This is a genomic window from Paenibacillus endophyticus (assembly GCF_014192395.1).
In the GTDB taxonomy this organism is placed as follows: domain Bacteria; phylum Bacillota; class Bacilli; order Paenibacillales; family Paenibacillaceae; genus Pristimantibacillus; species Pristimantibacillus endophyticus.
This window is the reverse complement of record NZ_JACHXW010000001.1, coordinates 352077-372494: the sequence shown is the minus strand read 5'-3', so window position 1 is coordinate 372494 and position 20418 is coordinate 352077. Positions and strand designations below refer to the sequence as shown.

19 protein-coding genes are annotated in these 20418 nt (G+C 48.1%); 4 read left to right on the top strand and 15 right to left on the bottom strand.

The window, feature by feature from the left end; genetic code table 11:
- Window positions 1-72: 72 nt before the first annotated feature.
- From FHS16_RS01660 to FHS16_RS01635, 6 genes are all read right to left on the bottom strand, one after another.
- Window positions 73-903 carry a carbohydrate ABC transporter permease gene (locus FHS16_RS01660; RefSeq protein WP_183557964.1) on the bottom strand — a complete coding sequence of 277 codons (831 nt, stop codon included), beginning with the start codon at window positions 901-903 and terminating at the stop codon, window positions 73-75.
- Between the two features lies 1 nt (window position 904).
- Window positions 905-1798 carry a carbohydrate ABC transporter permease gene (locus tag FHS16_RS01655; RefSeq protein ID WP_183557962.1) on the bottom strand — a complete coding sequence of 298 codons (894 nt, stop codon included), beginning with the start codon at window positions 1796-1798 and terminating at the stop codon, window positions 905-907.
- Window positions 1799-1893: 95 nt separating this feature from the next.
- Complete coding sequence (locus FHS16_RS01650; protein WP_183557960.1) at window positions 1894-3237, bottom strand: ABC transporter substrate-binding protein; 1344 nt, start codon at window positions 3235-3237, stop codon at window positions 1894-1896.
- 216 nt (window positions 3238-3453) lie between these two features.
- Window positions 3454-4608 carry a glycoside hydrolase family 88 protein gene (locus FHS16_RS01645; protein ID WP_183557958.1) on the bottom strand — a complete coding sequence of 385 codons (1155 nt, stop codon included), beginning with the start codon at window positions 4606-4608 and terminating at the stop codon, window positions 3454-3456.
- A gap of 25 nt (window positions 4609-4633) precedes the next feature.
- A complete protein-coding gene (locus FHS16_RS01640; RefSeq protein WP_183557955.1) occupies window positions 4634-6205 on the bottom strand; it encodes a glycoside hydrolase family 43 protein in 1572 nt (523 codons plus the stop codon).
- 434 nt (window positions 6206-6639) lie between these two features.
- A complete protein-coding gene (locus FHS16_RS01635; protein WP_246431529.1) occupies window positions 6640-7635 on the bottom strand; it encodes a peptidoglycan-binding domain-containing protein in 996 nt (331 codons plus the stop codon).
- 211 nt (window positions 7636-7846) lie between these two features.
- Between FHS16_RS01635 and FHS16_RS01630 the strand changes: the two genes are divergently transcribed.
- Entirely contained in the window at window positions 7847-8533 is a 687-nt protein-coding gene (locus tag FHS16_RS01630; RefSeq protein ID WP_183557952.1) for a response regulator transcription factor, read from the top strand.
- Window positions 8530-10110 (top strand): sensor histidine kinase, encoded by a 1581-nt coding sequence (locus tag FHS16_RS01625; protein WP_183557950.1) that lies wholly within the window; start codon window positions 8530-8532, stop codon window positions 10108-10110. The genes FHS16_RS01630 and FHS16_RS01625 overlap by 4 nt, the downstream gene beginning before the upstream one ends.
- 139 nt (window positions 10111-10249) lie before the next feature.
- Here FHS16_RS01625 and FHS16_RS01620 read toward each other — a convergent pair whose 3' ends face one another.
- The 9 genes from FHS16_RS01620 to FHS16_RS01580 form a co-directional block, all read right to left on the bottom strand.
- Window positions 10250-10975 (bottom strand): MOSC domain-containing protein, encoded by a 726-nt coding sequence (locus tag FHS16_RS01620; RefSeq protein WP_183557948.1) that lies wholly within the window; start codon window positions 10973-10975, stop codon window positions 10250-10252.
- 167 nt (window positions 10976-11142) lie between these two features.
- On the bottom strand, window positions 11143-12042 hold the full coding sequence (locus FHS16_RS01615; protein ID WP_183557946.1) for an SDR family oxidoreductase: 900 nt from the start codon (window positions 12040-12042) through the stop codon (window positions 11143-11145).
- 130 nt (window positions 12043-12172) lie between these two features.
- Window positions 12173-12670 carry a DUF1854 domain-containing protein gene (locus FHS16_RS01610; RefSeq protein ID WP_183557944.1) on the bottom strand — a complete coding sequence of 166 codons (498 nt, stop codon included), beginning with the start codon at window positions 12668-12670 and terminating at the stop codon, window positions 12173-12175.
- Between the two features lies 1 nt (window position 12671).
- Entirely contained in the window at window positions 12672-14906 is a 2235-nt protein-coding gene (locus tag FHS16_RS01605; protein WP_246431528.1) for an ABC transporter ATP-binding protein, read from the bottom strand.
- A 37-nt stretch (window positions 14907-14943) separates the two neighbouring features.
- Window positions 14944-15387 carry a S24/S26 family peptidase gene (locus tag FHS16_RS01600; protein ID WP_183557942.1) on the bottom strand — a complete coding sequence of 148 codons (444 nt, stop codon included), beginning with the start codon at window positions 15385-15387 and terminating at the stop codon, window positions 14944-14946.
- A complete protein-coding gene (locus tag FHS16_RS01595) occupies window positions 15380-15658 on the bottom strand; it encodes a PqqD family protein (protein WP_183557940.1) in 279 nt (92 codons plus the stop codon). Before FHS16_RS01595 ends, FHS16_RS01600 begins: the two co-directional genes overlap by 8 nt.
- A complete protein-coding gene (locus FHS16_RS01590) occupies window positions 15655-16449 on the bottom strand; it encodes a hypothetical protein (protein ID WP_246431527.1) in 795 nt (264 codons plus the stop codon). Before FHS16_RS01590 ends, FHS16_RS01595 begins: the two co-directional genes overlap by 4 nt.
- A 101-nt stretch (window positions 16450-16550) precedes the next feature.
- Window positions 16551-16697: a hypothetical protein gene (locus tag FHS16_RS01585; RefSeq protein WP_183558568.1), complete on the bottom strand. Its 147-nt coding sequence runs from the start codon at window positions 16695-16697 to the stop codon at window positions 16551-16553.
- Window positions 16698-16832: 135 nt separating this feature from the next.
- The gene (locus tag FHS16_RS01580) at window positions 16833-17990 is read right to left on the bottom strand and encodes a nucleotidyltransferase domain-containing protein (protein ID WP_183557938.1); all 1158 of its coding nucleotides are present in this window, start codon (window positions 17988-17990) and stop codon (window positions 16833-16835) included.
- 159 nt (window positions 17991-18149) lie between these two features.
- Here FHS16_RS01580 and FHS16_RS01575 point away from each other — a divergent pair, with 159 nt between their 5' ends.
- On the top strand, window positions 18150-18884 hold the full coding sequence (locus tag FHS16_RS01575; RefSeq protein ID WP_376769642.1) for a response regulator transcription factor: 735 nt from the start codon (window positions 18150-18152) through the stop codon (window positions 18882-18884).
- A complete protein-coding gene (locus tag FHS16_RS01570) occupies window positions 18862-20322 on the top strand; it encodes a sensor histidine kinase (protein ID WP_183557936.1) in 1461 nt (486 codons plus the stop codon). The genes FHS16_RS01575 and FHS16_RS01570 overlap by 23 nt, the downstream gene beginning before the upstream one ends.
- The last annotated feature ends 96 nt before the right edge of the window (window positions 20323-20418 follow it).

Here is a 20418-nt window from a genome sequence, read left to right as displayed (position 1 = left end):
ATAGCTAGAGCCGGAAAGTCCTTGAAAGGAGCTTCCGGCTGTAGGCGATACGCTTCGATTGTTCGTTTGTGCTTAGCCCTTAATCGCGCCCGACGAGACGCCTTTGACGAAATATTTCTGTAGCGAAAGGAATGCAATGAGCACCGGAATGAGCGACATGGTCGTTCCCGCGAATATCATATCCCAGCGCGACGAGAATTCTCCGACATAATAGAATAGCTCCACAATCATCGTTTTGGCTTGGCCTGCCGGAAGCACCATCATCGGCATCAAGAAGTCATTCCAAATGCCAAGTCCTTGAAGGACGACCATGCTTGCCGTAACCGGCCCAAGCAGTGGGAATACGATGCGCCAGAAAATACCGGTTCTGGAGCAGCCGTCAATTTCTGCGGATTCCTCAATTTCTTTTGGAATTCCTTTGAGGAAGCTTGTGTAGAGCAGGACGCCGAAGCCCACTGAGCCAGAAATATAGACAAGGATTGGACCTGTCAGCGTACCGAACAAACCGATCATTTTGAGCTGCTTGAATAATGGTATCATGTAGACCTGGAACGGAACCATCATCCCGAACAGAAAATAAGTAAACACGCTGTTTGTCCATTTGCTGTTTGTCCGCTCTATGGCGTACGCCGCCATCGGGATAACAAGAACCATAGCGACAATCGATGCGAAGGTTAGGATCGCGCTGTTAAGCATAGCGGCTGGATATTGCGTTTCCGTAAGCAAATATTTGAAGCTGTCCAGATACAGTCCTTTCGGGAAAGCGATGGCATCACGCATAATCTCCCCGTTGCTCTTGAAAGCGGACATGATGTTAAAGTAAATCGGGAAAGCGAATATGATCGCGATGACAAATGTAACGGCGAAAACAACGACGTCATTAGCTTTAATCTTTTTTTTCATCCTACATTTGCACCTCTCTTTTCCGAAGGACTTTAATTTGGACCAGGGAGATTACGAGCGTGAGCAGGAACAACACCATGGATAGCGCCGTACCAAAGCCTTGCCTTAATTCACCGAAACCGACTTTATAAATGATGTAGGTCAACGTTTCCGTCGCAAATCCCGGACCGCCGTCCGTCATTACCGCGATTTGATCGAATATTTTCAGCGAGCCGATCATCGACAGCATCAGGCACACCGTCATAGCTCCCGCAAGCAGCGGGAATGTAATACTGCGGAATTGCTGCCAACGGTTCGCCCCGTCAATGCTCGCCGCTTCGTGCAGCTCTTGCGGGATGCCTTGCAATCCTGCCAAATAAATGACCATATAGTAACCGGCTGCCTTCCAGACGGTGGAGAGGATGATCGCTATTAATGCAAAATCAGGATCTCCGAGCCAATCTGCCTTTAGGGAACCGAGACCTATCATATCCAACAATTGATTTAATACGCCAAAGTTATAGTTCATAATGATCATCCAGATGAAGCCCATAATAATACCGCTCATCAATACGGGAAAATAGAAGATGCTGCGGAAAAAGTTGCGCAGCCAACGTACTTGATCCACCAGAATGGCAAGCAGCAAAGCAAGCGCATTCTCCAAAATAACGAGCGAGAAGGCAAATATCAATGTATTCTTAAGTGCGTTGTGTACCCGTGGACTGCTCAGTATTTCCCTGAAGTTCTCGAAACCGATGTAACGGATATTGCTGCTTAGCCCGTCCCATGAGGTAAAGCTTAAATATACGCTGCTCAGCGTCGGGACGATGACGAAAGCCGTATACAGTAGAAATGCAGGCAATATAAACCAGATGGCATAATTTGTCCATTTCTTTTTCTTTGGCTGGGCAATCATGGCTCTCCTACCTCCTAAGTGCTTGATAGAAAGAGAACCTCCGCGTAAGCAGAGGCTGCTCTCTTCTTTTTCTTATGCCGGTTTTTTAGCATTGATTATTGTTGATTTGCTTTCACGTTGCTGTCATATTCGGCATCAGCTTTTTTCATATATTCGGTCACATCGCCATTTGTTAGAACGAGCTCCTGCAGCAGCTTGTAATACCAGTTGCGGAATTGCGGCGGAATCGCGTTGTCGCCAAACCAGTTAGCAAGCCCCAAATATTTGTTTACGGAGGAGTCGCTAACCAATCGCAATACTTCTTTCATTTGCTCGCCTGTTTCATAGGTCACTTCCGCCGTCGTAGTCGGAATTCCGTTAACGGTTGCTAGGTAAGAAGCGTATTGCTCTGGTTCAAAGAAAAACGTGATGAATGATTTCATTGCTTCCACTTTGTCTGGATCCTTGGCGCCTTCTGCCGACAAGGACCAGCCTGCAAGGCTTGGCAGAGCATTGATATTAACTTTGCCGCTGCGATCAGGTATGGCGTAGAAGCCGAATTCAAAGCTTGGATCCGCTTCTGAGATTTGGCCGAACATCCACGGGCCGGAGAATAGCTGAGCTGCTTTTCCGCTGACTAGAATGGATGCAGTTTGGTTATCAGCTGTGCTGAGCCAGCCTTTATCCACATATTTGCTGAATAGCTCTTTGTAATCGGTTACCGCTTGAACCATACCGGCATCCGTGAAGCTTGCCGTTTTGGCTGTGCGCTTCGAGTTCCAATCAACATCCTTTGCATATACCTCGTTAATGAAGAAGTAGTTGGTCCAGAAGCCCATATGGAAAATATCTTTGCCGCCGACTACGATCGGAGAAATACCGGTTGCTGCTAGCTTTTCCTGAATGGCTAGAAACTCATCGTATGTTTTTGGCAGCTCCGTTACGCCTGCATCTGCATACGCTTTCTTGCTATAGATGATGCCTTGAGGCGCTGTTCCTGTGATTGGCGCGTTGTATACTTTTCCGCTGTATTCCGGGAGCAGTGTGAACAATCCTTTGAGATCCTCAGGAAGCTCAACGATTTTCCCTGCATCCACGAATACTTTTGTATCGCGCATTTCGACGAGGTCAGGGAATTGGCCTACCGCATCCTTTGTTTTCAGCCAATCCAAGTAGGAGGCCGATGTCGTTTCGCTATAGTTAACGATTTTAATATTCGGGTTTTTAGCCGTGAACGCATCAATCGTCGTTTCGATTGCTTTCTTCGTAGAGGGATCCCCTGTCGCGTACGCTAGCGTGAAGCTAACTTCTTTCTTTGGCGCTTCGGTTGGATTCTCGGGTGACCCTGCGTTGTTGCTTGGCGCTGAAGTATTGTTCCCGTTATTGCCGCCGCATGCCGATAAAACTACGGTTAGTGCCACCATCATGGTTGCCATTTGCATTAGTGATTTTTTAGCCATTCTCATGTGACCTCCCTTTAATTTCCGCTGTTTAAGTGGAATCTTCATACAAGATGTGCGCATCATCTTGTTCCATTCCGTTTCCTTGATCTAAGATTAACATCAAAATCCGACAGCTTAAATGAAGTTTTTTAAGGCGGATGTGCTGATAATTTAAGATGTTGGCAGGATTCCGATATACAAGCAGCCCCTAGTTGGGCGAATAAACCGGCCTGCCTACCAGAGGTACAAATCATTGCCTTTAAGCTTGAAAATTGCTTCCATGAAGTAATAATCGCCATAAATAATAGCGGTGTGATGATTATTGTTATGATAAGCGGCCGATCCATTCAATAAAATACAATCCGAGTCCATGGTCCAGTCGCTGCGGGATTCATCCAACGTTTTCAGCAGCTTGACTGCGGGTTTCATATACATGTCCTTTTCATGCTCGCCCACTGCTTTGGCAATCTCGATCAACCCGCATGCCGCAATGGCAGCTGCTGTCGAATCCTCGTATGCTGGCTCTTTCGGCTGTCTGAAATCAATCGGAATAATGCCGTTGTCAGGGATGTTGGCTATAAAATAGTGTGCAATTCGTTTCGCGGTATTTAAATATTCCTCTTTACCTGTATGAATATAGCTCATCATGAAGCCGTACAGCGCCCAAGTTTGACCTCTTGTCCATGAGGAGCCTTCTTCGTAGCCTTGCCCGCCATAGGTTTTCACAACGCCGCCATTAAACGGATCAAATTCAACGATATGATTGACGGAACCATCCGGTCTTACAAACGCCGTCATTGCGGTATCCGCATGCTTCATCGCAATTTGCATAAACCGCGGATCTCCTGTCTCTTCCGTTGCCCAGTAGAGAAGAGGAATATTGAACATACAATCGATGATCGCCCAGCCCCGTGTGTCCTGCTCATCCAAGTCATTCCATGCGCGGATAAACCCGCCTACCAGATTGAAACGCCCAGCTAGCAGATTAGCAGCATGCATGGCTCTTTTTTTGGATTCAGCATTGCCCGTTACTTTATAATTCGCAACGCTTGTAGGAAGCCACATGAATCCAACGTCATGATGAAGGCCTTCATATTGAACGAAGCATTCATCCAGCATATTTTCCGAAATATTCGCAATCTCCTTGTACTTTTCATTGCCGGTTTCATGGTGCATCAGCCACATCATACCGCCCCAGAAGCCATTGGTCCACCAACTGATGCCATCTGTCGTATTGCCTGACGGGTTATCTAATCCTCGATTATCATGCTCGCCGTCAATCGTCGTATAAGGTATTTTATGTTTGGATTTCTCGCTTACCCTATCCATTTTCGTCGTCATTTTATCAATTACATCGTTTAACCACATTTGATCCTTGTCATTCAGCATGGATGAATCCTTCTTCCTCTTGTTTTTATTTGACCGTATAAGAAAAATAATCAAAATCCGCATGTTTTTTCGTCCCGTTCAAATCCTGCACGCACAAGCCGACCATAGCCCCGGTAAAGCCGAGCTTACCGCCATATTCGTCGGAGAGAACTCCCATATCGAGCTCGCCGCCGACTGGTTCCCATGTTTCACCGTCTTGCGATGCAAAGAAGTGAAGCGCCCGCTCCTTGACGACTGCTCGCAAATAATAGCTGGGCCAGCCCTCGACATTAAGCTCGCTGGCCCTGTCTTCCCTGTACTTGCCGCTGCTGGAGGATACTACGCCCAGCTTACGTCCGTTGTCTCCGTCATGCGTGACGCGGAGATAAAAATAATCCATCTCATCGTAGTAAAATACTAATCCGGCCATCTGCATAAAGTTCTCAGGCTCATACGCCATAGAGGTCTCAACCGCGCAGCTGAAATGCTGAAGCCGGCGCGCCACCATGCTCTGATGATGCCAAGAGCTCAGCGATTCCCGTCCTCTCAGCCGCAGATAGCCAGGACGCTCCCGCAAGCTGAGCCATGACTCGCAAGGCGGCACGCGCAGCGTCTGATACGGAAGTCCGAGCGCGGGAGAATCAAAGTCATCCTTTGCCGGAAGCTCTGGAAAAGGATAAGCTTTAAGATCAGGCGCAGGAAATGCCATGGCAGGCAGCCTGCCTTCATGAGCGAGACGCAGCCAGCCATCCTCGGTCCAGCGGAGGCGCTGCATCGCTGTTTCCCGGCCAAGCGGATTCAGCTTTGTCCCGGCGAACGGCCTGCTGCAAATATGGCTCATGTACCACTCGCCGTTTTGAGTTTCCACAATCATGCCGTGGCCCGCATTTTGCAGGGGATAATCAGGTGCTCCGCGCGTCGTCATAATCGGATAAGACGGGTCTGTTACATAAGGGCCGTCAAGCGTACGCGAACGGGCTAGCGTTGCGGCATGGTTTATGCCAGTTCCCCCCTCAGCGACCAGAAGGTAATAATAGCCATTGCGCTTGAATAGCTGCGGACCTTCGGTCACGCCAATATCCGTGCCTTCATATATCTTTTTGATCGTCCCAACAAGCTTCTGCTCGCTTGGATCATATTGCTGCAGCAATATGCCTCCGAACCGCGAATGATTGTCCCGGAAATCCCACTGCATATTGAGCACCCATTTCGTGCCGTCATCATCATGGAACAAATAAGGATCAAATCCGCTTCCGTTCAGCGTAACCGGCTCCGACCAAGGCCCGTTCATGCTGTCAGCCGTCACCAAATAATTATAAAGGTCCTTGAATACGCCTTTGCGAGCCTTAACGTCCGTATAGAGCAAATAATAAATGCCTTTGTCGTAGGAGATTGCCGGTGCCCAAATCCCGCCAGAGCTTGGATTTCCAATCAGATCAACCTGAGTAGGACGCTGCAGGGCATGCGGAATGAGCTGCCAATTCGCCAAATCTTTGGAATGATACAGCTGAACGCCCGGAAACCATTCAAAGGTAGAGGTGGCGATATAGTAATCCTCGCCCACTCTCAGTAAAGAAGCATCCGGATTGAAACCGGACAAAATCGGATTGTTTATCATTATTTATCTAACCCTCCATTTGCCATTGCATATTGCACATGCTGCTTATGCATCTAATCCGATTAGAGTCTGCTCGCACATTCGCAAGCCTGAGCTTTATACGAATGCTGTTGCAAGCTTGCATTACGGAAAAGTACAAATTCTTATCATTTGTTATAAAATGGTGATCCAGCGTCTTCATAAATGAAAGAAATCATCAAATAAGAACTATCGTAGCATGTCAAAAAAATTCGTGTATGTATGTTTTTTTAGAATAATGTGCACTTATTTAATCGTTTTTGACTCCGCAGCGCCAGCAGCTTTGTTTCGGTTTCGGGTCGAAAATGTTTCTTCATGCAGGTGTTTTTAAGCAATAACAATATCCAGTTGTGGCACCATGACAAAAAGGACCTCTCGCGAGGTCCTTTTTGCTTCCGTGCTGATCCGTCGCTCTGTTATTGCTGAGCTCCGCTCTTGCTTTGGTTCTCCGTTTGAGTGCCGCCTGGGCTTTGGTTCTCCGACGGACCATTGTTTCCTTGGTTCCCGCCTGGTCTGCCACCTTGGCCTCCGCCAATTCCACCAGACTTGCCTTGGTTCTCGCCTTGGCCTCCGCCAATTCCGCCAGACTTGCCTTGGTTACCGCCTTGGCCTCCGCCAATTCCGCCAGACTTGCCTTTATTCTCGCCTTGGCCTCCGCCAATACCGCCAGACTTGCCTTGGTTCTCGCCTTGGCCTCCGCCAATACCGCCAGACTTGCCTTGGTTCTCACCTTGGCCTCCGCCAGCACCGCCGCCTGCTCCGCCACCAGCACCACCGCCGCCTGCTCCGCCACCAGCACCGCCGCCTGCTCCGCCACCAACACCGCCGCCTGCTCCGCCACCAGCACCGCCGCCTGCTCCGCCACCAGCTCCGCCACCAGCACCGCCGCCTGCTCCGCCACCAGCACCGCCGCCTGCTCCACCGCCTGCTCCACCGCCAGCACCGCCGCCTGCTCCACCGCCAGCACCGCCGCCTGCTCCACCACCAGCACCGCCGCCTGCTCCGTTACCTTTTCCGATAGATTTTGCTTTGCCATTCCATTTTGCTTTGCTTTTTGCTTTCATCGACGCCTTCAAATCAGCGTACGAGTAAGAAATAGATTGTAGTGTTTTAACATCAACCGATCCTGTAGCCGGCAAACCATGTTTTTTCTGATAGTATTTCACGCCGCGCACCGTAGATGCGCCATAATAGCCGTCAATGGGACCGGAATAGCTGCCTAAAGATTTCAGCATCCCTTGAATGACATAGACATCAGGTCCTTTGGCATGCTTGCCGATCGCATGTCCTGTGTGTGGCATACTCATCATCAACGCAATCGCCAAAAACGCTGCAACTATGTACCTTGCTGCAAGCCTACTGAACGTATTGCTGATTTCTTTTGATGCCATCCCCTTTTTACTTTGTTGCATGCAAAATACACCATCCTTCATCTTTTCTTTTTCGAGCACCCCATTACTATCCCCAATTTTTCAATTTCATTCCCATAAAATTTTGCAGCTTTGAAAAGTATTTCACCCTTATTATCCCGCTGAAAGTTTGCTGAATTTAGAAGCAAACAGGTGCATCTTTAGCTGAAAAAGCTGATAATAGACAAATATCTACGTAAAAGGGGCTGCCTACATGATATCCTTCAATGGAATTAAAATATTGCTCGTAGACGACGAGCCGAATATCATCCAGTTTTTGGAGCTGGGTTTGCTGAATGAGGGCTTTGACATTAGAACCGCCCATGACGGGGAAGCCGCTTTGCAGGAAGCTGCTCACTTCCAGCCTCATGTTGTCATACTGGATATAATGATGCCGGGGATGAACGGCTTTGAAGTATGCGCTGCTCTCCGCGCAACCGGAGACAACATTGCCGTCATTATGCTCACAGCCAAAGATGAGGTAGAGGATCGCGTGAAGGGATTGACGCTTGGAGCTGACGATTATTTGGTCAAGCCCTTTAGCTTCAGCGAGCTTCTCGCCCGAATCGGGGCAAGGCTCCGCAACCAATTCCCCAGTCTGCTGGGCGAAGCCTTATATGGGCCGTTCCGATTGGACGAACGAAAAAAAGAACTTGCCTATATGGACAATATTCTGGAGCTATCCCCAACAGAATACGAACTGCTCCGATTCATCATTCTGAATCACGGAGTCGTTCTGAGCAAATCACTTATTTTGGACAAGGTATGGGGTTATCAATTCGGCGGAGAAGAGAACATCGTTGAAGTGTATATTCGGTCTATCAGGGATAAGCTGAATGACAAAGAACATAAACTTATACGAACGCTGCGGGGAGCAGGCTATCGGATGGACTTGTCATGAACGAGGAAAAAAAGCTAACGCTCAAGTGGCTCTTCTCTCCTCGTTCTCTACGCAACCAGCTGCTTTATCGTTCTTTGCTCATCATTGCAGCTTTATTTATGCTCATCGGCATTCTTCAATACATCATCATGAAAGATTTTGTCTATAAGAACAAAGCCGAAGCACTGAATGCTCAAGTCATGTCGATGCCGATGGATTGGTTCTCGGATGGAAATGCTCCTGACTTGGGGGACAGAAGCGGCAACCGTTCCAATCAAAGCGAGGCGACGGCTCCCGCGGATCGGCCGACCAAAGAGCGAAGAGATTCGCCTTTATTCTATCAACCTGGTTTATCCATCCTCTTCATTGACAAGGAAGGTACGGTCACTGAAATTTCTAAGGAAACAAATGGAAGCGCGCCGATTCTTCCGACAGGTGACTATGCGCAAATAACCAAACAATTAGAGAAACGCGAGAAGCTCGATTACCAAATTCTCGATAATGCTGCTGGAATCGAACAGCTTGTCGTATATCGGCTTGCCGGCCCGCCTAATAAAGCAGAAGGTCTCGTACAAGTAAGTACAGAAACCGACTCGCTTACACAGCTGCTTATGACTCAGCTTGCGATATTTGCCGGTCTCTCTGTGCTTGCGCTAGCAGCCGGACTTGCGCTTTATTTGCCGCTGCTTCGCCGTACCTTAACACCGTTATCACGCGTTGTAATCGCTGCGCAGCAGACGGATGTCGGCAGCTTAACGACGCGCATTCCCGAAAGCCAGGGGCAAGAGGAAATTGACCGGTTATCGGATGCTTTTAACGGGATGCTTAAACGTCTTGAGATTTCATTCCAGACGGAGCGGAAAACAACTGAAAAGATGCGCCGATTTATAGCCGACGCTTCGCATGAGCTGCGTACGCCGCTTACTTCTATACATGGTTTCCTCGAAGTGCTGCTGCGGGGAGCGGCCGCCAATCCCGAACAGCTTAACCGTGCGCTTAACAGCATGCAGCTTGAATCGAAGCGGATTAACAGGCTAGTAGAAGACTTGCTTGCACTTGCTAAGCTGGACCAAGCTCCTCAGCTTCAGCTCACCGATACGAGCCTTGATAAGCTGCTGCAGGAGATGGAACCGCAATTGCAGCTGCTTGGCGGCAGCCGTACCGTTACGCTCGAGCTTGCGTCATCCGTTAAAGGTCGTTTCCATGCCGATCAGATGAAGCAGGTCATTTTAAATGTTTTTCTGAATGCCGTGCAGCATACGGATGAAGAATCGGGAACCATTTCCATACAGCTGCTCGAACAGAATCATAAAGCAGTCATCCGCATCACAGACAATGGCGTCGGTATTGCTGAATCGCATTTGCCGCATTCGTTCGAGCGGTTCTATCGCAGCGAGTCTTCCAGAACGAGGAAAAATGGCGGGGCGGGGTTAGGTCTTGCCATTACACAGTCCATCGTGAACGCGCATGGAGGCGTAATTGAAGTTACCAGCCAGCAAGGGGAAGGTACTTGTTTCCAGATCGTATTGCCGCTGAATCTTCTGTATGTAGTAGGTTATCCATGGTCTGACAAGATGCCACCCGATATAAGAACCTAAACCCCAGGTATGGACACGACCTTCCCATTTGTTAATTTCACCAATTCTAAATAAAACTCGCTAGCTTATTGCTCCTTACGGGCAAAAAGCTAGCGATTTTTATTTGTGCAATAAGTACCGGCAATGTTCCAACTCGTCTTTAAACGATCAGCCTTACCTGATCACCTGCGTGAATGACGCCTGTTTTTTGGACCGATGCATACACCCCGAAGTTAAAATTCAATTCTTCGTTGATCTTTCTGAGCAAGGAAGCATCACGCTCAAGTGAATCCGGATCCAGCGTAACCACCGAGCATCTATCGCAATATTTATCGATTTGCAACTCAGCGCCGCCGATGGAGAGACGCTTGCCTATCCACTCCTCCTCGCCAAGTTCACTCCCATCCACCGCTACGACTAGATTGGCTCTAAACCGCCGCGGATCCAGCTCTTTCCCCCATATAGCTTCAAGCTTTTGCAAGCTTGTATTCGTAATAATGAGAAGACTGCCTTCGTCCACCGCTTTAAGCTCCGGACTGGCTGCATGATAGCTGCGCATGAGCATCTTCTTCTCGGAATGCTTCTGCATCTCTTTTAATAAATGGTCGTCCCATTTAAATGTCTCCCCTGCTGGAGAGGTTATGCGAACCGTTGGACGATCTGAGCCCAAGCTCTTCTCATCCACCACTGCCTGATAAGAAAGCATCGCCGGAATGTCCCTTGCGGTAAAAAAACTATCCCATCCCTCTTTTGTTTCATCGTAAAAAGCAAAGCAGCGATCACCCGCCAACCCGTATGTATCGATGTGGCAGCTCGATAGTCTCTCACCTGCCAATGACTTGACCGGATATCTATTGATGCTGCTAATCTCGCCAATCCGCGTCATCCTAAATTCTCCTTTCGAGCAGCATCAATAAGGCAAACTTCTGCCTTCAACAAACGCCTATAAGCCTTCATGGGCCGCTTCATTATAGTATAAACCCCAAACGTACGCGATATAAGCAAAGGCCGCGCAATACCTCTCATCGCGGCCTTTCTATCGATCGTTAGGGGCTATGTCTCCGTTATGGTCCCTCCATTGACATGCAGCACTTGCCCGGATACATATTGAGAATCCTGCGAAGCCAGATAGATATACGTTGGCGCCAGCTCGAAGGGCTGCCCTGCCCTTTTCATCGGAGTATCCGAACCGAAGGTAGATACCTGCTCCGCTGTAAAGCTGGATACGATTAGCGGTGTCCATATCGGTCCGGGAGCGACGGCATTTACCCGTATGCCTTTGTCGACAAGCTGCAGGGACAAGGAACGCGTGAACGATACGATCGCTCCCTTAGTTGACGAATAATCAACAAGATCCCTTCTCCCTTCATAAGCCGTAACGGATGCCGTGCTAATGATCGCGCTTCCTGAACACATATGGGGCAAAGCAGCTTTAGTCAAGTAGAAGCATGGAAAAATATTCGTATGATAAGTATCAAGCAGCTGCTCTCTTGAAATATCAAGTATGCAGTCTTGCGGAAATTGGACAGCTTGATTAATGACCAAAATGTCTATTTTGCCAAATATACTTACTGTTTGCTGTACCGCTTGGACGGATACCGCTTCATCGCGAAGATCGCCCCTTATCTTGATGCAGCGTCTTCCATAACATTCGACTACCCGCTTCGTTTCCTCGGCATCCTCTTCCTCATACAGGTATACGATGGCGACATCGCAGCCTTCCTTGGCAAAACCGACAGCAACCGCTCTGCCAATGCCGCTGTCGCCTCCGGTAATGATTGCCACCTTGTCTTTGAGCTTTCCGCTTCCGATATAATCAGGGTTATCGAATATGGGGCGCGGCACCATCAGGCTCTCGATTCCAGGCTGTCTTTCCTGCTTTTGCGGCGGAAACGTAATCGGTGTTTGCTCGCAGGTTGTTTTGGAGCTGTAATACGGGTAAACCGGGTACAATACCATCCCTCCTAGGCTTCATTTATGGCATCATATTCGCCCAAAAGAGGAGTGGTTCCATTTTTGCCTCGCGAGCTATGCCTGATTCGTTTCATAAGTGAAACGATTCGTTTGAAATGACCATCCGGAATCAGATCAGCTTCTTCCAATGTTCACGGCTTCGGGCATCCATCTGCTCCGGATCGGACAGCTCGAAGCGGCGTCCTTCATTGTCCGTTACGATCCAGCGGCTTTCCGCTACGGGTTGGATGCTTTCATGGAGGTTTTCCATGACCAATGCTGCCGGGCCATAATTCGTATCGGCCTGCAAATGCCACCCGCTGCCTCTTTTTCTAACCGTAAGAATTTGTGTAATGACTGGAATCATATACTTTCGGTCAAGCTCCTCCCGTGCCGCCTGAAGGCTATTTCCATTAAGAAGCTTCACATCCTGTATCATTGCGATTTCATGCCCGTCCGCCGACCGAACCGAGATGAACCTGTCGGGCATTGTATACGGAAAACTGCGAATAAGCGTTACACGGGCCGAAGCCTTACCTTCCTGCTCCAAACGCAAGCTACCGTCAGAAGCCCGGAACAGACGGATTTGACTCAGTTCCGAGCGGCTTAAAAAGTATATCGGGTTCAACTTATCCGACCTCCGATGGTATTTTCGCCGTTTGTTTTTGCGATTCGACCAGGCGATAATAATGCGTTTGTTTCGCGTAAAGCTCTTCATGCGTCCCCATTTCTACAATGCGGCCTTGATCGAGGACGACAAGCCTGTCTGCATGGCGTAGAGTAGATAGGCGATGGGCAATCGCGATGGTGGTTCTTCCCCGAATTAAGCGGGTCAACGCTTCTTGAATTAGCCGCTCCGTTTCCGTATCGACGGATGCCGTCGCTTCGTCCAAGATCAAAATCTCCGGATCAAGCAGCAGCGCTCTCGCAATTGCGATACGCTGCTTCTCCCCGCCCGATAAGCGGTGTCCGCGTTCCCCGACACGCGTATCGTAGCCTTCAGGCAGGCGGCAAATAAAATCATGGGCATTCGCGGCGTGGGCAGCTGCGATAACAGTCTCCGGCGGACTATCCGGACGGCCGTAGGCTATGTTCTCGGCAATTGTACCATCGAACAAAAACGTTTCCTGAAGCACAACGCCGATATGTTTCCGGAGACTCTCCTGCCGGATATCTCTCAAGTCATGCCCGTCAAGCGCAACGCTTCCGGCATTCGGGTCATAAAAGCGGCAAATCATGTTTATGAGCGTCGATTTCCCTGCACCGGAGCGGCCAACCAGTCCGATCATTTCACCGGGACGAATGGTGAGGTTAATGTCTTTCAGTACCGGTCGTTCCACCTCATACCCGTACCGTACACCATGAAAGCGGATCTCGCCAGAAACGGAAGAAAGCTCCACCGCGTCCCGCTTATCAGGGACATCAACCTTGGCATCGATGATTTCGAGAATCCGTTCGGCCGAGCCAAGCGAGCGGTTAAGCCAGCTTAATAGCTGCCCGGAGGCTTGAACAGGTCCGAAGAACATGAGCAAATAGGTCGTAAAGGCGGTCAATGTTCCAATCGACATCGTGCCGGACATGACCGATCGTCCTCCCAAATACCAAACAGCGATGCCGAATACAGCCGTCAGTACCGTGAAAATCGGAGATACGCCAAGCCAAAGATTACCGAAGGAAATCGTGCGATTGATCCACTGATTATTCACCTTGTCAAAACGGTTTTTCTCGGCATTTTCCTGCGCAAAGGCTTTGATGACCCGAATGCCTTGCAGCGCTTCGCCAATTACATTATTGACGTGCAAAGCGGATTGCCATTGCGAATACCAAAGTGAGCTCAGCCTCTTCCACAGCCAATATAATCCGGCAAACAAAAATGGGGTCGGGATCAGGATCATCGCTGCCAGCTGCCCATTCAAATGGAATAGCATAAACAGGATGCCTATGGCGAGCAGCAGTTGCGTGACTAGATACACCATGCCGTTCGTCAAAAATTCTTTTAATTCATCGGTGTCATCCTGGATGCGGCCGATAAATTGAGAGACCTGGCGGTGATCGAAGAAGCGCATCGAAAGCTTCATCAAAGCGCCGAACATATCCCGGCGGATCGCTCCTACCAGTTTCCCGCCTATTCGAACGCCAAGGTAGCTACGAATGACTTGCATCGCAGCAGATAACACCTGCACAAGGGCCAATCCGCTCGCCAGGGCAAAAAGCAATTTCAAGCTTCCAGACGGTTTGGCCACTTCATCCACAATCAATTTGATCAAATAAGGCGGAATCACTTCAATAAATACCGATAAAACAAGCAGCAGCGCGCTTACCAGCATGGGGCTTCGGTACGGGGTGCAGTAAGCCGCCAACCTGCGCAGCATAGTCCATCTGATGCTGCAGGTTAAACACTTGCTTGCTCCGGGAGAGATGGTTTTATCGCATTTTGAGCATCTATATGTATCCGTACTTTCTTCTAGAGCTGGGAGGGTAAGACCTCCGGCTTCATCCCCTTCCGACAGCCAGCTCTTTATCGCGGGAACAGCCTGTCGGAAAGTCTCGATGTACGGAAGCGAGAATCTCGCAGCTTCTATCTCGCCATCACCGGTTATAATAAAAAACGATGCTCCGCCGAGAGCCTCGCGAACGGATACATCGATCATGTTATTCTTATGAAAGGTCATAATGGATTTTCCTTGCCCGTCCACTATTTCCATGGTCAATGACTTAAAAACTACCTCGTAATGCCGAAATCGTCGTTCGGTGAAATCCACATCCGCCCTTAAACGGAGCCATGGATTCTCCGTATCCTGTTGTTCGACTGCGACGCCGTTAACAGGTTTGCCAGCTTCCCGCTTCGCATTCTTCGTTTTCAAATTATAATACTCCTTTGTCAATGTCACTCACCGGCAGTTACAAAAAACGTTCGTTTCTTTCTGCGCACCATCGAATCACTTTGTGCCATTTAGGTACACGCAGAGCCAGTAAAGCGAGCAGCCTGGATCTCCAATGATTCGAAGCTTGAAAACGATTGTTACGGCGAACGCCGGACCATCGTCCCAGAATGCTCGTGAACGGTACGGGATCATCCGGTTCCAAGCATGTATCTCCTTTGAAGATAAATAATTCCTTTGAGCCATCCTTCTTTACGGCGTACAGCCGGTGTCCGGTCAACGCACCTTGGTCGGTAACAAATAAACAGATATCGCCAAGCTTCAATTCTTCCCGCAGCACGGATAGGAATGTGCTTACGTTTCCTTCCTTGATCAAAGGATACATGCTGATACCCGCAGAGGGCAGCTCGATCTTTCCGGTACGCTGGATTACTGCTGACATGACTGGCGTCAAATCATGCATGTATGAGCAGCCCGGCCTCAATCAGCATCTCAACAAACGCTTGGACGTCGCCGAGAACAACTTCCATCTCAACGCCGTATTCGATATGTACTTTATCGGCCAACTCGGAGACAGTTGGATAATCCGGGAGAATCGACCAAATATACCCTCCAAGCTCGTTCACTTTCGTAATGGCGTGGGTGTCGATGTTCAGAAGCAGCCACTCGCCATCCAGCTCAGCCGTCTCGATATTTTCCCGTCTCCGCAATGTTTGATCTGCCAGTAACGTCATGATATCACTCCCCAAAAGGTATCGTTTTTCTGAAAATAAAGCTCATAAGCCGGTACGCCATCAACTGCCTGCTTGCAAAGCGCAATCATCTTTGCCGTTTCCAGCTTGTTATGCTCCCAATAAAAAACCTTATCCAGCAACGAAATCAACGCATCTCCTTTGCGGATAGCTACCCGCCTTACATCCTGCGATTGGATCAGAAAATGAATGCCTGCCAAAGGTCTGCTTGGAAACTCGCATGCTTCTTCCATTTCGCTCCGAAATGGGGAATCGTGGATGGTTATCGAACCATCCGGCTCAAACAATAGGAGCGTAGCCTCATCGGAAAGAATAGGACGGGGAACGGAAAGATCAGCTACCGTCGACTTGCCTGCTCCCGAAGGCCCGGCGAACATCCAAGCGCGTTCATTCTCCACCACGCATGACGAATGGATGAGCAGCCCTGCGCGCCGATGGATCAGCCAGGCGCTGTAGAGATTGATTAAGGCGTGCTTGAGTGCAAGGTCATCGTGAACATACATTTTTGCCTGGCTGTAATCAGGTGTTGTCACGAGCTTATAGTCTGCGCGGATATAGATAAATTCGTCGCCGTTCTCTTGAATCTCGACAGGACCGTCATCGAAAGGTTTCCCGTAAAAGTCGTAGACCTCCACCTGAATGTCAGGCGCTTCAAGATTGCCGCTTGCATCAAAGGAACGAAAACGCGAGGTCAATTCATCATTTAAAAAGGTCGTTTGAATTTGAAAGGCGATCGAACTTCTGCCGACCTGTGTATGCAATGTGTACATCATGATGCACCGCCCGTTCTTCAGAAGTTATTCCTGAGAAGAAAAAGGGAGCAAACTCGATCGTTAGCTCCGCTTCTCAGATCATATCTATCATTGCTTTCTTGTTAACCACCGATATAATGCCTGCAAAACATAGGTTTGAAATTACGTTTTTGGCACCATTCGTAGCCACCGACTTTATCGCTTGGTCTTGCTGTTCCAAATTCGACAGTATGCTGCGCAAGAACTTTAGGAGCTTCATATTTTTTCATTTTGTTCACCCCCTTTCAAGGAATTTATGTCATATTATAGTGATAGTCAATGATATTTATATAATTTAGTAAAATAATACTACAATAAAATGTATATATACCTGCTTTAGAATTTAGAAAACAAAAATATTAAGTTTAATTCTTCTTTTGTTTGGCACGAATGGTTCGAATCCAGAATTGGAGTCTTCTTTTATAGATTTTGGCATAAATTTTGCTCATTGGATCATTCGAATCCGGGACGTCTGAACTATTGGCATACTTTAATAGGTCCAAGGCATAATCTCTTGGCGGCAGCAGTAAATAACGCAGATGTGCCCACTGTTGTTTAACCGAATCGTAGGCGACAAAGGCAGAAAACAGATGGAAGCCATAAAATCGCCAGTTCCTGATCCCGAATTGGGCATTACGCATCAGCTCAATATTCCATAGCGGCCAGCGTCTCCTCACGTTTAGCGGCTTGATTTCATGCAGCTCGGGAAACAAGTCATAGACAATAGTCAGCGCAATTAGTACTTTGGCATAGTTCCCATCGCTTTTTGCCTGTGCAAAGAGCTGGCCGTAGTCTATTGCTGCGCTGCAGCATCTCAGGACGTGCACAATATCGATAACGTACTTCAGTGACAGCATATTATGGTTATAGCCATGAAGGCATAGGTAGTAAAAGGTGTCCTTGGCCGAAAGCTCCTTCACCAATTGATAGGGAGAAATCGGTTCTGCATCCATCCAAAAGCTGCTCATATCCGTATCCGAGACATGTTCGCGCAAAATATTCCAATGCAGCTCCACTCCGAGCAGCGGAAAATCCTCATTCGCATAAAATTTATTCAACAGCATATGGAAATGATCCGCATCGTCTTCTATATACCGGATAAACGCGTGGCGCTCCAATAAGGCAACCGCCATATCCAAATCTTCTGGGCGTACGAGCAGATCGATATCGGATGTTCCCCTGCCCGAAAAATGTCCAAAAAAACGTTCAGACAACCGAATGCCTTTCAGCACGATCACTTGAATTCCTGCACGCTCAAACGCATCAAGAAGCTTGTACATCTCGGAGCGGATCAGCATGTTTTGAAACAAAACAGCATCCACGCCCGATTTAAGCCTGCTTTGGTGCTCGGCAGGCACGGTTTCCAATAAGCCGCTGCTCTTCAATAAATAATAAACTTGGGGAGCAATTTGGAAAATATCGATATCGTCAATTGCTGCTTTTGCCGTCTCCTCGGAATCAAATAACGGATGTTGGTTTTGATAGATCCGGCTTATAAGCGTTACCGCTTTCGAGTGTTTCATGAGCCGCTCCCTTCGCTTTCTCTATAAACTAGTTTCGGATTTCTTATTTCGTTTGTGGGGGTAAGGAACGAAGCCAATTGTGAAATTTTTCTAATCCTCGAACATAAATCGGCTGCCTTTCAACTTTCGATCCAAATCTGGGGATGATAGACTGTAATTATGCAGAAAGAATGGGTTGGTGATTCGATGAACGAAAAAGTGATGGTTATTGAAGACGAAAAAAAAATCGCGGACGCCATTGCCTACGCCTTAAGAAGAGAAGGCTATACCGTCGAGGTCGTAAATCACGGGGCAGAAGCCATGGATAGATTACATGCCTTTCGGCCGGATGCCATTATTTTGGATGTCATGCTTCCCGGCATGGATGGTTATGACATTTTAAAGAGGCTGCAAAATAAAGGCCGCATCGGCGTGATCATGCTCACTGCCAAAGAGGATATCGTCAACAAAATTTTAGGGCTGGAGCTGGGAGCAGACGATTATATTACAAAGCCTTTTGATATGCGTGAGCTGCTTGCACGGTTAAGATCACTGCTGAGAAGAATGCAGGCTGCCGGAGAAAAGCAAGCGCTTGACGAGATTAAGCTGGGTCCAATCATACTCCACGCAAGTAAGCGAGCGGCTTGGGCAGGCGACAACAAGCTTGATTTGACACCTAAGGAATACGATCTGCTCGCGCTGCTGGTATCCAGCCCCGACAGGGTTTATACGAGGGAGCAGCTATTGGATTTGGTATGGGGCATGGATTATATAGGCGGTACGCGTACCGTGGATATTCATGTACAGAGAGTCAGAAAAAAGCTGGGTCCGGCCAGTAGTGAAATGATACAAACCGTTCATGGCGTCGGCTATAAAGCTTCGGGAGGTTACGGTGAGAATCAGCATAAAAATTAAATTCAGCATTTTTTTGGCCGCCCTATTGCTCCTTACCGTTTTCATTTTAAGCTTGCTGGTACTGGAAGGCATTCAAAAAAACCAACAGCTTGAGGTTGAGCAGTATTTGTCCCAGCAAGGCGCAACCGCAAACGTCTATTTTATCCAGAGCCTTATGGCCGAGCCCAATAAAGTGCCTCAAACCTTTCTCGCTGAGAAAGGAAAGGATTTTGCGGGTCAATTGGAATTGATTAGCGGTCATTCGGTCGTCTTGTATGACCAGCAAGGGATTATCATCAATAAAGATCAATCGAACAGCACATCCGGCAGCATAAGCAAAACGTTAGCCTTTGCGCTAAACAATAAAACAGCCTATTTGACGAACAACGATTCGATGTATTACATGACCCCGCTAAAAACAGGCAATGAGCAGGTCGGGGTTGTACAGTTCAATTACTCCCTTGCAAAAAACATTGCCTTTTACAACCAGATCAAGCAAATGTTCATCTATATTGGGACAGGTGTGTTTTTGCTCAGCTTTCTGCTCGCTTATTTTTATTTCAACTCATTCGCCAGTAAAATTATCAGGCTGAACGCTGCGGTGGATCGGATTCGGGAGGGACATTTCGAGACCGACACGCTTGCACGAAGGGATGAAATCGGCGAGCTGAGCGAAGGAATTCGTGATATGAGCGAGCAGATTATGAGAACGATGCGGGATAAGGATCTGGAACGCGAAAAGCTGACGATGGCGGTCCGTAAATTATCCGAGCTTGATCAGCAGCAAAAGCAGTTTATTGGCAGCGTTACTCATGAATTTAAAACGCCGTTAACATCTATTAAAGCGTATATCGATCTGCTCCAGATGTATCCGGATGATGAGGAGCTGCTCGAAACGGCAAAAACGAATATCCAAAGCGAAACGCAGCGGTTGTATGAAATGGTGGAAAAGGTTTTGCAATTGGCCTCCTTGGAAAAATATGATTTTGAATTCCACAAGGAAAAGGTCGACATCCAGCAAGCGATTGAATTCGTGCTGAACAGCCTGAGAGGCAAGCTGGAAAAGTTTGGTTTGCGGTTGGAAACGGATTTAACCGAGGCCTATGTGGAAGCTGATAAAGACTCCATGACCATTGTGCTCGTCAATCTTCTGGATAACGCCATTAAATACAATAAGGCGAATGGCCATATTGTGGTGAAAAATGATTGCAAGAACGGACAGGTTATCATTGAAATCGCCGATTCGGGCATTGGCATTCCAAAAGAAGTGGTTCACAAGATATTCGAGCCATTCTACACCGTCGATAAAAACAGGTCCCGGGAAAATGGCGGCGCAGGGCTTGGCCTTTCGCTTGCGAAACAATATGCCGAATTACAAGGAGGCACTATCGCTCTTGTGAGGACGGATAGGACAGGAACCGTATTCAGAATTTCTTTTCCCGTTTATAAGCCAACATAACCGAGCTATGCATGTGTTTTTTCGATGCATTTGTTTACATCTTGGAAACATTCGTTTGTATTTTGGGTACAATTTCTTGATATTGTAGGTATCGAG

What these genes read in the sequence shown, in the direction of transcription:
- FHS16_RS01625 (WP_183557950.1), top strand. Translation starts at nt 8,530, where the DNA reads ATGAACGAGGAAAAAAAGCTAACGCTCAAGTGGCTCTTCTCTCCTCGT.
- FHS16_RS01630 (WP_183557952.1), top strand. Translation starts at nt 7,847, where the DNA reads ATGATATCCTTCAATGGAATTAAAATATTGCTCGTAGACGACGAGCCG.
- FHS16_RS01585 (WP_183558568.1), bottom strand. Translation starts at nt 16,697, where the DNA reads ATGAAAAAATATGAAGCTCCTAAAGTTCTTGCGCAGCATACTGTCGAA.
- FHS16_RS01655 (WP_183557962.1), bottom strand. Translation starts at nt 1,798, where the DNA reads ATGATTGCCCAGCCAAAGAAAAAGAAATGGACAAATTATGCCATCTGG.
- FHS16_RS01595 (WP_183557940.1), bottom strand. Translation starts at nt 15,658, where the DNA reads ATGACGTTACTGGCAGATCAAACATTGCGGAGACGGGAAAATATCGAG.
- FHS16_RS01620 (WP_183557948.1), bottom strand. Translation starts at nt 10,975, where the DNA reads ATGACGCGGATTGGCGAGATTAGCAGCATCAATAGATATCCGGTCAAG.
- FHS16_RS01600 (WP_183557942.1), bottom strand. Translation starts at nt 15,387, where the DNA reads ATGCATGATTTGACGCCAGTCATGTCAGCAGTAATCCAGCGTACCGGA.
- FHS16_RS01580 (WP_183557938.1), bottom strand. Translation starts at nt 17,990, where the DNA reads ATGAAACACTCGAAAGCGGTAACGCTTATAAGCCGGATCTATCAAAAC.
- FHS16_RS01590 (WP_246431527.1), bottom strand. Translation starts at nt 16,449, where the DNA reads ATGATGTACACATTGCATACACAGGTCGGCAGAAGTTCGATCGCCTTT.
- FHS16_RS01645 (WP_183557958.1), bottom strand. Translation starts at nt 4,608, where the DNA reads ATGCTGAATGACAAGGATCAAATGTGGTTAAACGATGTAATTGATAAA.
- FHS16_RS01635 (WP_246431529.1), bottom strand. Translation starts at nt 7,635, where the DNA reads ATGCAACAAAGTAAAAAGGGGATGGCATCAAAAGAAATCAGCAATACG.
- FHS16_RS01650 (WP_183557960.1), bottom strand. Translation starts at nt 3,237, where the DNA reads ATGGCTAAAAAATCACTAATGCAAATGGCAACCATGATGGTGGCACTA.
- FHS16_RS01575 (WP_376769642.1), top strand. Translation starts at nt 18,150, where the DNA reads ATGCAGAAAGAATGGGTTGGTGATTCGATGAACGAAAAAGTGATGGTT.
- FHS16_RS01660 (WP_183557964.1), bottom strand. Translation starts at nt 903, where the DNA reads ATGAAAAAAAAGATTAAAGCTAATGACGTCGTTGTTTTCGCCGTTACA.
- FHS16_RS01640 (WP_183557955.1), bottom strand. Translation starts at nt 6,205, where the DNA reads ATGATAAACAATCCGATTTTGTCCGGTTTCAATCCGGATGCTTCTTTA.